Source organism: Streptomyces sp. ICN903, from assembly GCF_022015835.1.
In the GTDB taxonomy this organism is placed as follows: domain Bacteria; phylum Actinomycetota; class Actinomycetes; order Streptomycetales; family Streptomycetaceae; genus Streptomyces; species Streptomyces fenghuangensis.
Genome location: NZ_JAKMAY010000186.1, coordinates 1 through 11,636, shown reverse-complemented (window position 1 = coordinate 11,636; position 11,636 = coordinate 1). Strand labels below are relative to the sequence as shown.

9 protein-coding genes are annotated in these 11,636 nt (G+C 76.1%); 6 read left to right on the top strand and 3 right to left on the bottom strand.

Annotation, left to right across the window (positions count from 1 at the left end; genetic code table 11):
• Positions 1–897 (bottom strand): alpha/beta fold hydrolase (locus L7D48_RS18750; protein WP_237880617.1); only part of this gene is annotated, 897 nt, incomplete at its 3' end.
• Between the two features lie 304 nt (positions 898–1,201).
• On the opposite strand from L7D48_RS18750, the gene L7D48_RS18745 reads away from it, so the two are divergent.
• Positions 1,202–1,612 carry a cobalamin B12-binding domain-containing protein gene (locus tag L7D48_RS18745; RefSeq protein ID WP_237880616.1) on the top strand — a complete coding sequence of 137 codons (411 nt, stop codon included), beginning with the start codon at positions 1,202–1,204 and terminating at the stop codon, positions 1,610–1,612.
• Positions 1,613–1,716: 104 nt separating this feature from the next.
• Here L7D48_RS18745 and L7D48_RS18740 read toward each other — a convergent pair whose 3' ends face one another.
• A complete protein-coding gene (locus L7D48_RS18740) occupies positions 1,717–3,339 on the bottom strand; it encodes a DUF5691 domain-containing protein (protein ID WP_237880615.1) in 1,623 nt (540 codons plus the stop codon).
• Entirely contained in the window at positions 3,336–4,532 is a 1,197-nt protein-coding gene (locus tag L7D48_RS18735; RefSeq protein WP_237880614.1) for a hypothetical protein, read from the bottom strand. Before L7D48_RS18735 ends, L7D48_RS18740 begins: the two co-directional genes overlap by 4 nt.
• 338 nt (positions 4,533–4,870) lie before the next feature.
• Between L7D48_RS18735 and L7D48_RS18730 the strand changes: the two genes are divergently transcribed.
• From L7D48_RS18730 to L7D48_RS18710, 5 genes are all read left to right on the top strand, one after another.
• On the top strand, positions 4,871–5,983 hold the full coding sequence (locus L7D48_RS18730) for an AAA family ATPase (RefSeq protein ID WP_374492789.1): 1,113 nt from the start codon (positions 4,871–4,873) through the stop codon (positions 5,981–5,983).
• A complete protein-coding gene (locus L7D48_RS18725; protein ID WP_237880612.1) occupies positions 5,980–8,475 on the top strand; it encodes a DUF5682 family protein in 2,496 nt (831 codons plus the stop codon). The genes L7D48_RS18730 and L7D48_RS18725 overlap by 4 nt, the downstream gene beginning before the upstream one ends.
• Positions 8,476–8,588: 113 nt before the next feature.
• The gene (locus tag L7D48_RS18720) at positions 8,589–9,719 is read left to right on the top strand and encodes a VWA domain-containing protein (RefSeq protein ID WP_237880618.1); all 1,131 of its coding nucleotides are present in this window, start codon (positions 8,589–8,591) and stop codon (positions 9,717–9,719) included.
• A 581-nt stretch (positions 9,720–10,300) separates the two neighbouring features.
• On the top strand, positions 10,301–10,540 hold the full coding sequence (locus tag L7D48_RS18715; protein ID WP_237880611.1) for a hypothetical protein: 240 nt from the start codon (positions 10,301–10,303) through the stop codon (positions 10,538–10,540).
• Positions 10,541–10,805: 265 nt separating this feature from the next.
• The gene (locus tag L7D48_RS18710) at positions 10,806–11,612 is read left to right on the top strand and encodes an HlyD family efflux transporter periplasmic adaptor subunit (protein WP_237880610.1); all 807 of its coding nucleotides are present in this window, start codon (positions 10,806–10,808) and stop codon (positions 11,610–11,612) included.
• Positions 11,613–11,636: the final 24 nt, after the last annotated feature.

Genomic DNA, 11,636 nt, shown 5'->3' with positions numbered 1-11,636 from the left:
CTCCCCGCGGTGCGACGCTCCCGCGGCCAGTTCCCGCCGGACCCCGGCGGCGACCTCCCAGTGCGCCGGAAGCGTCAGATGCCCCAGGCCGCTCACGCGCACACTGCGGGAATCCAGGTCGGGGTGGTCGAGCCGGGCGGTCTCCACGGGGACCATGAGCTGGTCCAGATCACTCCAGAAGGCCACGAAGCGGGTGCGGCAGCCCGGCGCGGGGCCGGCCAGTTCCTCGATCACATCGGAGTCCGGCCGGAGCTGGCGCACGATCGGGTGGGCCGACATCAGCGGCGCCACCCGGGTGCCGGAGTGCGGGGTGCCGAGGGTCACCAGGGTGCGGACGCGGGCGTCGCCGCCCATCCGCTGGGCGTAGTGGCGGGCGATCAGGCCGCCCAGACTGTGCCCGACCACGTCGATGCGGCGGCGGCCGGTGCTCTCGCAGACCTCCTCGACGTACTCCGCCAGGAGCTCCGCGGCGCAGCGCACGTCGCAGGTGAGAGGGGAGTAGTTGAAGGCGCGGATGTCACGCCAGCCGTTGCGGACCAGTGAGCGGCGCAGCAGGGTGAACACCGAGCGGTTGTCGATGAAGCCGTGCAGCAGCAGAACGGGAGGGCAGCCCTCCCCCTCACGGCTTCCCGCGTCGCCCTCGCTCTCCTTCCCCCGCCTCCCTCCGGGCGGGGATCCCGGGCACACCCGCTCGTCCTCCTCGCCCGCACCCGCCGGCGGAGCCGGTGCGCATCGTTCCTGTGCCATGCCCGCGGGGTAGAGCAGGGTGCGGCTCGCCAGGGAGGCGGCCTCCAGCGCGGCGGCCCGCAGCTCGCGCGGGGCGAAGGGGATCAGGGACAGCGGCAGGGCGCCGAGGAACGAGCCGGACGGGAAGGGCAGCGCCCTGGTGACCCTCATGCCGTCGACCTCCTCCCGGTGGCACGCGCCGGGCATATATGGTCGTATGCCCCTTTGGAGGGGGACTGATGCAGGGCGGACGCGGATCGCGGGAGCGCGAAGCCGCGGATCGTCCCGGAATCCACCGCGGGTCCTCGCGGGGAACCGGCCGTGACGGCCGGAGTCCCGTGTGATTTCCCCCTCCCTCCTTACCGCGGAACCGCCGGGTGGGGGATGCTGGCGATAACGTTCGTTCACCGGGTAACCGCCCACTGACAGATGGTCGGATGGGCCGGCCGGGCCGCAGTCGTTATGGGAGGCAGTGATGGGTGTGTCGGGTCCGATCCGCGTGGTGGTCGCCAAGCCGGGGCTCGACGGCCACGATCGCGGAGCCAAGGTGATCGCACGGGCGCTGCGCGATGCAGGTATGGAGGTCATCTACACCGGCCTGCACCAGACGCCCGAGCAGATCGTGGACACCGCGATCCAGGAGGACGCCGACGCGATCGGCCTGTCCATCCTCTCCGGCGCCCACAACACGCTCTTCGCCAAGGTCCTGGAGCTGCTGCGGGAGCGCGACGCGGCGGACATCAAGGTCTTCGGCGGCGGCATCATCCCCGAGGACGACATCCCGCCGCTCAAGGAGCAGGGGGTCGCCGAGATCTTCACCCCCGGCGCGCCCACCGGCGAGGTGGTGGAGTGGGTGCGCTCCCACGTGCGTTCCGTGGCGGCCTGACCCCGGCCGGAGCACACGCGGCGCACGGGCGGGCGTACGGCCCGGCGCGCCGGGACCGGCGCACCGGGCCGCTCTCCGGGAGAGCGCGGTGGAGCGGACACGGCTCATACGCGTTCCGCGGCGGCCGGCCCCCGCGCGGGGCCGGCGTCCCCCGGCGGCTCGAGCTCCGCGAGCATCGTGGCGCGCAGACGGAGCGTGGCCACCAGCCGCTGGAACGCCTCCGCCCAGTAGCCGCCCGCGCCCGGTGAGCCGTCCTCGGGCTCGTCCGGGACCGCGGCCAGCGGAGCGAGGCGGTCGGCCTCACCCGGGTCCAGGCAGCGTTCGGCCAGGCCCAGCACCCCGCTGAAGCTCCACGGATAACTGCCCGCGTCCCGGGCGATCTCCAGCGCGTCCACCACGGCCCGCCCCAGCGGCTCGGCCCAGGGGACCTCGCAGACGCCCAGCACCCGGAACGCCTCGGACAGACCGTGGGCGGCTGTGAACTCCGCCGCCCACCGCGCCCGCTCCGGGGCCGGCAGCAGTGCCAGCAGCTTCGCCGGGTCGCCGGGGGCCGCCGCCATCGGGGCGGACGGCCTGCGCAGCAGCGCCCGCGCCCACGCGGTGTCCCGCAGGCGCACGGCTGCCCGCGCCCAGGCGGCGTGCAGGTCCGCCTCCCAGTCGTCGGCGACCGGCAGCGCCGCGATCCGGTCGGGCGTACGGCCGCCCAGATGCTCCGGCCAGGTGTCCAGCGGCGCGGCCTCCACCACCTGCACCAGCCACCACGACCGCTCGCCGCGGCCCGGCGGCGCCCCGGGCACCACACCGTCGCGCCGCATGCCCGGGTCGCACTCGTACGGTGCCTCGACCACCAGCCGGTCCGGCCGGCCGGTGCGGTCCAGCGCGACGCAGGAGCGGGCCCGGGCCGCCATCCGCGCCGCGAGCGCGGAGGAGGGCAGTGCCGACAGCAGCTCGGCGGCGGTGCTCCGGACGTTGCGGCTGCGGTCCGCCAGCGCACGCTCCAGGAACTCCTCGTCCTGTGCCGACAGGCCCTCGCGCAGCGAGTCCAGGAACATCAGCCGGTCCTCGGCCCGCTCCTCGGCCCAGGTGCCGGCCAGCAGCTCGCGGGCCGCCGCCGGATCACGGCGCCGCAGGGACAGCAGCAGCGCCGACCGCTCGGCGAACAGGCCCTCCTTCCACAACCGCCGTACGGCGCCGTCCGCGGTGTCCGCGGTGTCCGCGCCCCGCACGCCGTCCGGGGGCGGAACGGGGCCGCGCCCGAAGCGGCCGCGCAGCGCGTACCGCCAGTCCGGATTGAGGCGTGCCAGCCACAGGGCCCGCGGTCCGCCCAGGGCGAGCGCGCCCGCGCGCAGGTCCGTGCGCGCGCGGGCCGCGTCCAGCAGGGCGGGCAGCTGCCAGGCCGGAGCCCGGTAGCCGTGGGCGCACGCGGCCGCCAGCCACTGCGGCAGCAGTTCGGCGAGGTCGGGCGCGGTGCCCCGGCGCCCGCCGCCCGCGCCGGGGCGGTCGGCGAGCAGCAGGGACAGCCGCCGGGCCGCGGCCGGCGGCAGCGGCGGACGCGGATCCGGCGGCGCCGGATCCGGCCGGGGCGCGGCGGGGGCGGGCCGCAGCCCGGCCCTCCGCCGCACCGTCTCCACAGCGGCGGCGTCCAGCAGCGCCCCGACCGAGCCGCCGGGCGGTGTGCGCCGCTCCGCGCCCAGCAGCGCGGCGCCGACCAGCTCCCCCCAGCTCACCGCGCACCACCCGGCACGTCCGGCGAGGTGAGCGGCACGGCGGCCGCCGGCTCCGCTGCCGACACCGCCTCCGGCGCCGACCCCGGGCCCGGCCAGACGGTGTACGGGACGAAACCCCGGTGGCCGCACTCGCCGAACACCGTGACCGGCTCGCCGCCCGAGACGGCGGCGAGCCGCCACATCCGGGAGCGCACCCCCGCCGCCTCCGCCACCGGCAGCGCGGAGCCGCCCTCGTCGGCCAGCTGCCAGCCATCCCCGGCCGGCACGGGCACCACGCCGGCCAGGACCGCCGGCCAGCCCTCCAGCCAGGGGTCGCCGCACAGCGCGGCGCCGTAGGAGGCCAGCGCGTCGTGCACGCCGGTCCCCGGCGGCCGGCTGCCCGGCCCGGGCTCCGCGTGCCGCTCGCCGAGAGCGGCACGCAGCGCCGGAGCGCCGGGGTAGTAGGCGAGATCGGCGTCCACCGAGCCCCCCACCGGCAGCGGCGGCTCCGGCAGCCCGCCGGCGGCGAACGACAGCACCAGGGCCGTGCGCCCGGTCCGCCGCCCGTACAGCCAGACCCGGCGTGCCGCGATCCTCTCCTCCTCGGTGTCGTGCCGGCCCAGCACCAGCCAGTGGTCGCGCACCACCGCGTCGCGGTCGGCCAGCACCTCGGCCGCCCGGGTGGTCATCCCCATCCGGGAACGCACGGTCGCGGCCAGCGGCTCCGGCAGCCCGGCGATGTTCATGAAGCCCTGGCCCAGCAGGTGCAGCAGGGCGCACTCCTCCAGCATCCGGGACGGCCAGCCGGGGCCTGAGCCGGGGACGGCACCCAGCTCCCGCACCCGGGCGGCCAGCCCGGGCGCCTGGGCGTCCACCATGCGGGCGGCCGTCTCCTCCCAGACGCCGCGGCCCGCCTCCCCCGCCGACCGCTCCATGTCCGCCAGACCGCCGCGCAGCAGGTCCGCCAGCCGGTGCTCCAGCTCGGTGGCGCCCGCCGCGATCCGCTCGGCCCGCCGCTCGGCGCGCCGCCGCGCCGCCTCCCGGCCGGCGGGGGCCGCCGCCCGCTCCCCGGCGCGGGCGGCGGCCTCCCTTCTTCCCCCGGCTTCTCCGGACTCCCCGGCACACGGCCGGCCTGCTCCCTCTTCCGCGGGAGCGGAGTCAGGCGCCGGCGCCTGCGCCCGTTCCGCAGGCCGCCGCGATCCCCCTGTGCTCATGTGCCCCTCGCTCTCCCCGTACGGACGCGTGGTTGTCGTCGCCACCGATGCCGCAGTTCTCACCGACCGGAAACACAAGCTCGCTCTCTGTGCGGTGAACCATGTGGACGACCGTACGAGCCGCCACTGACAATCCGTCCCCGCCCGCCTCCGGCCGTCTCCGCCCGCCTCCGACCATCTCCGACCATCTCCGACCGTCCCCGGCCGTCTCCGGCCCTCCTTGGCCGTCCTTGGCCGTCCCCGGACGGCGTCCGGGCAGGCCGGGGAGGGCGGCCGCGGGATCGCCGCGGGAATTGTCAGTGGGTCCGTACATCGTGGGACCGACACGCGAAAGCCGCATGCGAGGGGGAAACGTGACCGCCACCAGCGCACCGGCCGCTCTGCGGCCCCACGCGGAGGAGACCTTCGCCGAGGAGTTGGGCGCCCTGGCCGCGGCGGACGACCGGCCGCGCCCCGAGCGGTGGAGACTGTCGCCGTGGGCCGTCGCCACCTACCTGCTCGGCGGCACCCTGCCGGACGGCACGGTCGTCAGCCCCAAGTACGTCGGTCCGCGCCGGATCGTGGAGGTGGCCGTCGCCACGCTGGCCACCGACCGTGCCCTGCTGCTGCTCGGGGTGCCCGGCACCGCCAAGACCTGGATGTCGGAGCATCTGGCGGCGGCCGTCAGCGGCGACTCCACGCTGCTGGTCCAGGGCACGGCGGGCACCGCCGAGGAGGCGGTCCGCTACGGCTGGAACTACGCGCGGCTGCTGGCCGAGGGGCCCAGCCGCGGGGCCCTGGTGCCCAGCCCCGTCATGCGGGCCATGTCCGGCGGCGCGGTCGCGCGGGTCGAGGAGCTGACCCGTATGCCGGCCGATGTGCAGGACACCCTGATCACGATCCTGTCGGAGAAGACGCTGCCGATACCGGAGCTGGGCGAGGAGGTCCAGGCCGTCTGCGGCTTCAACCTGATCGCCACGGCCAACGACCGCGACAGGGGTGTCAACGAGCTGTCCAGCGCGCTGCGCCGCCGCTTCAACACCGTCGTCCTGCCGCTGCCCGGGACGCCCGAGGAGGAGGTGGACATCGTGGCCCGGCGCGTGGAGCAGATCGGCCGCTCCCTGGACCTGCCGGCCGTCCCCGACGGCGTCGACGAGATCCGGCGGGTGGTCACCGTCTTCCGCGAGCTGCGCGACGGCGTCACCCTCGACGGCCGCACCAGGGTCAAGTCGCCGTCGGGCACCCTGTCGACGGCCGAGGCCATCTCGGTGGTCACCGGAGGGCTGTCCCTGGCCGCCCACTTCGGCGACGGAGTACTGCGCGCGGACGACGTGGCCGCCGGAGTCCTCGGCGCGGTCGTCCGCGACCCGGCCGCCGACCGGGTGGTGTGGCAGGAGTACCTGGAGGCGGTCGTCCGGGAGAGGGAGGGCTGGAAGGACTTCTACCGGGCCTGCCGGGAGGCGGGCGCATGAGCGTGCCCGGTACGGGGGCGGCGGTCGCCGCCCCGGGCGGAATCGCGGGTGCCACGGGTGCCACGCCGCCGGGGCCGCTGCTGCTGGGCGTGCGCCACCACGGCCCCGGCTCGGCGCGGGCCGTCCTGGCGGCGCTGGAGGCCCACCGGCCGGCGGTGCTGCTGGTGGAGGGACCGCCGGAGGCCGACGCGGTGGTGGGGCTCGCGGCGCACCGGCGGATGCGCCCGCCGGTCGCGCTGCTGGCCCACGCGGCGGACGACCCGGGCCGCGCCGCGTTCTGGCCGATGGCCGGGTTCTCCCCGGAGTGGGTCGCCCTCCGCTGGGCGCTGGAGCGCGGGGTGCCGGTTCGGTTCTTCGACCTTCCCGCGGCCCACACCCTGGCACTGGGGGACGAGGACGGGGAGGAGAAGGAGGAGGAGGAGCCGGCCGGGGAGCTGCGCCTGGACCCGCTGCGTGTGCTCGCCGAGGCGGCCGGTCACGACGACCCCGAGCGCTGGTGGGAGGACGTCGTCGAGCACCGCGGTGTGCCGCCGGCCCGCACCGCCGGGGCCCGCCCCGCCGATCCGTACGCGCCCTTCACCGCTCTCGCCGACGCCATGACCGCCCTGCGCGAGGCGCACGAGGGCGCCTTCGGCACTCCCTCGGGCGCCTCCTCCGGAGGCGCGGGCCACCGGCGCGACGCGGTGCGCGAGGCCCATATGCGGCTGCGGCTGCGGGAGGCGTGCGGTCGGTTCGGCGGCGACCGGGTCGCCGTGGTCTGCGGCGCATGGCACGTACCGGCCCTCACCGCGAGGACGACCGTCACCGCCGACCGGCGGCTGCTGAAGGGCCTGCCGAGGGTGCGGGCGGAGATCACCTGGGTACCGTGGACCAACGAGCGGCTGGCACGGCGCAGCGGCTACGGCGCCGGGATCACCTCGCCCGGCTGGTACGGCCATCTGTTCGCCGCGCCCGACCGGCCCGTCGAGCGGTGGATGACCGAGGCCGCCCGGCTGCTGCGCGAGGAGGGCCGCATCGGGGCTCCGGCGCCCCCGAAGCCCTCGGCGTCCTCACCGTCCCCGGTGTCCTCGGTGTCCGTGGCGCACGTCATCGAGGCGGTACGGCTCGCCGACACCCTGGCGGCCCTGCGCGGACGCCCGCTGCCGGGGCTCGCCGAGACGCTCGACGCGGTGCGGGCCGTGCTGTGCGAGGGCTCGGACGTGCCGCTCGCCCTCGTCCACGACCGGCTGGTCGTCGGGGACGCGCTCGGCACGGTGCCGCCGGACGCCCCCGCCGTTCCGCTCCAGCGCGACCTCGCCCGTCTGCAGAGGTCGCTGCGCCTCAAGCCCGAGGCGCGCGAGCGCGAACTCGACCTCGATCTGCGGGAGGAGAACGCCGCCGCGCGCAGCAGACTGCTGCACCGGCTGCGGCTGCTCGGCGTCGACTGGGGCGAGCCGGTGCGCGGCCGCGCCGGCGGCACGGGCACCTTCCGAGAGACCTGGCGGCTGCGCTGGCGGCCGGAGCTGTCGGTGCGGATCGCCGAGGCCGGGGTGTGGGGCACCACCGTGGCCGCCGCGGCCGGTGCCAGGGCCGAGGCGCTGGCCCGCGACGCCGCCTCGCTGGCCGAGACCACCGAACTGGCCGAACGCTGCCTGCTCGCCGGGCTCGGCAAGGCCCTGCCCGCGGTGATGCGCGCCCTCGCCGACCGCGCCGCCCTCGACACCGACGTCGGCCACCTGGCCCGGGCGCTGCCCGCACTGGTGCGCTCCGTGCGCTACGGCGACGTGCGCGGCACGGACGCCGCCGCGCTGCGCGAGGTCGCCGAGGGGATCGCCGAGCGGGTGTGCGTCGGCCTGCCGCCCGCCTGCGCGGGCCTCGGCGCCGCCGCCGCGGCCGAGATGCGCGGCCATCTGGACGCCGCCCACCGGGCGGTCGTCCTGCTGGCGGGGGAGGGGCTGCTCACGCGCTGGCGGTCGGTGCTGCGCACCCTCGCCGGCCGTGACCGGCCCTCCGCGGTCCCGGGGCTGCTCCGGGGCCGCTGCGTCCGGCTGCTGCTGGACGACGGGCGGCTCTCCGAGGAGGAGGCGGCCGGGCTGATGGGCCTGGCGCTCTCACCGGGCGTCCCGCCACCGGACGCGGCGGGGTGGATCGAGGGGTTCCTGGCGGACGGCGGCATGCTGCTCGTCCACGACGAGCGGCTGCTGGCCCTGGTGGACGACTGGCTCACGGGGATACCCGGGGAGGCGTTCACCGGCGTACTGCCGCTGCTGCGGCGGACTTTCGCCGCGTACGGGCCGGCGGTGCGGCGCACCGTCGGCGAACTGGTCCGGCGCGGTACGCGGGCGCCGGGCGGCGCGGAGGTATGGGAGGCCGTCCCCGGTTTCGGGGAGGAGCCGGATCCGGAGCGGGCCGGCGCCGTACTGCCCACCCTGCGGCTGCTGCTGGGGGATCGGGCGGAGGGCGCCGGGCGGGGCGGCGCGGAGGAAGAGGAAGAGGAGGGGGCCGCACGGTGAACGAACCGGCCACGGCGGCGAACACGGCAGCGAACACGGCAGTGAACACGGCGGCGAACACGCCTGCGGACGCGGCGGCCGGCGGTACGGACGGGCGGGACGACGGCGAGCGGCTGCGGCGCTGGCGGCTGGTCCTGGGCGGCGGTGAGGAGACCGACGGCACCGGCCGCGCCCTGACCGGCCGGGACGCGGCCATGGACCGCACTCTCACCGCCCTCTACGGGGACGAGGAGGGCGGCGGCACCCGGCCGGGGCCGAGGTCCGCCGGGCTGGGCGCCTCGGCACCGGGCGTGGCCCGTTGGCTGGGCGACGTCCGCGACTGCTTCCCGGCCTCCGTCGTCCAGGTGATGCAGCGGGACGCCATCGACCGGCTGGGCCTGTCGGCCCTGCTGACCGAACCGGAGCTGCTGGAGGCCGTCGAGGCGGACGTCCACCTCGCCGGCACACTGCTCTCCCTGGGCAAGGCGATGCCCGAGGAGAGCCGGGAGGCCGCTCGCGCGGTCGTCCGCAAGGTCGTCGGGGAGCTGGAGCGCCGGCTCGCGGCCCGTACCAGGGCGACGCTGTCGGGCGCTGTGGACCGGTCGGCGAAGGCGAGCCGCCCCCGCCACCGGGACATCGACTGGAACCGCACCGTCCGGGCCAACCTGGGAAACTACCTGCCCGAGTACCGCACGGTCGTGCCCGAGCGGCTGGTCGGCCACGGCCGCGCCTCCCGGGCAGTGCGCAAGGACGTCGTCCTGTGCGTCGACCAGTCCGGCTCGATGGCCGCTTCGGTCGTCTACGCCTCCGTCTTCGGGGCCGTACTCGCCTCGATGCGGTCGGTCTCCACCCGGCTGGTCGTCTTCGACACCTCCGTCGTGGACCTCACCGACCTGCTCGACGATCCCGTCGACGTCCTGTTCGGGACCAGGCTCGGCGGCGGCACCGACATCAACCGCGCGCTCGCCTACTGCCAGTCGCGCATCACCCGGCCCGCCGAGACCGTCCTCGTCCTCGTCAGCGACCTCCACGAGGGCGGCATCCGCGGCGAGATGCTCAAGCGCGTCGCCGCGATGACGAGCGCGGGCGTGCGGTTCGTGACGCTCCTGGCCCTCTCGGACGAGGGCGCCCCCGCCTACGACCGGGAGCACGCCGCGGCGCTGGCCGCACTCGGCGCGCCCGCCTTCGCCTGTACTCCCGACCACTTTCCGGAGGTGATGGCGGCGGCGATCGAGAAGCGCCCCCTGCCGATACCGGAGAAGTGACCGAACGGGGGATTCCGTGGTTGTCCCGTGACGGAACAGAGGGGAATTCGCGGACGGGTGCGCGGCAAGAGGGTCGCCCGCCCCGGAGGGAAATGATTCCCCGGCCTTTCGGACCCTTCCGTTCCGCCGCGGTACCAGGGGCAGGAGCGGCGGCCGGGGCGAAGCCGCGCACCGCACCCGTAGAACTTTCACACGGTGGGCGGACGGTGATTCCCTCATGTCGCCGTCGCTCGACATGTCCGGAATGCCTCGCCCGGCGCAGTGGGTGAAATGCCCCGGTGTGTCCTGCGGAAACCGTGATCCGTGCAGCGCATTCTCTTCGTTTCGTGGAGAAGGTGAAACCGTCCGGTGGCCGAAAAGGTGCGCCGATCGCCCGGTTGCGGATGCTGTGCGGCAAGAGATTCCGGAGGGATTGGCCAGGTCAGCCGATCGCGTGTTTTCATCTTCCGCACCACGGCGGTCATATGAACGGTGGCCGGTTTTCGGCTGCCGGACCGCCATGGGGGTGGCCGGGTCGCGTTTTTCGCCGGCCCGCCCCACGCCACCCGGAAACTCCTCCACGAACGAAGGGAAAACGCGTCATGCGCGAGCACCTCGAGACCCGCGAGATCGACGACGCCGAGCTGGACGCCGTCTCCGGCGGTGTCGTCAGCATCTCCGGCGGCGTGGCCGGCGCCGTCCTCAGCGACGTCTCCGGCGTCGTGGGCGCCGTGTCCTCCCTCAACACCGTCCAGGCCGCGACCGGCATCGCCGGCTCGCTCCCGGGCAGCGTCTCCGGCGTCACCGGCGTCCAGGCCGACGCCAACATCGCCGGTCTCTGACAGCCGGTCTCCGACAGCGGCGTCCGCACGGACCGCCGGCCCGTGCGCCGTACGGCCCCGCAGGTGTGCGTGCGCGCCGTGAGGCCACACCGAACCCCGGAGCTCCCCCTGGTTCCGGGGTTCGCGGCTGTCCGCCCGGGCCCCGCCGGAGGCGCCCCGCACCACCCCGCGCCGCCGTCCGCCCGAGCCCGGGCCCGGGCCGTGTGCCGGGGCCGCCGCGGCACCCGCCACCGAGGAACGCAGTCGGCAGTCGAAGGAGCAGCCCGTGCAGTTCCGGAAGAAGGCGCTCTCCAAGCTGCAGTCGCCGGAGGAACTCGACCTGCCCGTGCGCTTCGCGCGCCCCCAGGGCCGGTTCGCCCTGGCCGTCACGGTCGCCGTCATGGCCGTCGCCGGCCTGTGGGCCGTCAACGGCTCGGTGTCCGCCAAGCTGGACGCTCCCGGCCTCCTCGCCCGTCCCGGAGGCAGCTACACGCTGCAGAGCCCGGTCTCCGGCCAGGTCACCGAGGTCCTCGCCGAGGAGGGCGAGCTGCTGCGCCCGGACGCGCCCCTGCTCAGGGTCCGCACGGCACAGGGCGACCGGGCCGTACGCGCGGTGGCCGGCGGCCGGCTGACGGCCCTGGTCGCCGGAGTGGGCTCGGTCGTCAGGACCGGCGCGGACGTGGCGACCGTGGAACGCGTGGACGACCCGGACGACCCGCTGGTGGCCGTGCTGTACGTCCCCGGCGACAGCGGTGCGGCGATCGCCGAGGGCGCCCGGGTGGAGCTGGAGGTCCAGTCCGCCCCCCAGGAGGAGTTCGGCGTACTGCGCGGCCGGGTCGGGCAGGTCGGGCGGGCTCCCCAGACGGAGCGGCGAATCGCCGCCTTCCTGGGCGACGCCGAACTCGCCGCCCGATTCGCCCGGCAGGGCAGCCCGGTGGCGGTACTGGTGGAGCTGGAGCGCTCCTCCGGCACGGAGTCCGGCTACCTCTGGTCCTCGGGCGACGGCCCTCCGCACGCCCTCGAATCCAGGACACCGGTCACCGGCGCCGTTCGCCTCCCGGCGCAGCGTCCCGTCGATTGGCTCCTCCCTTGACCACCCCGCACGAATCCGCCCCGC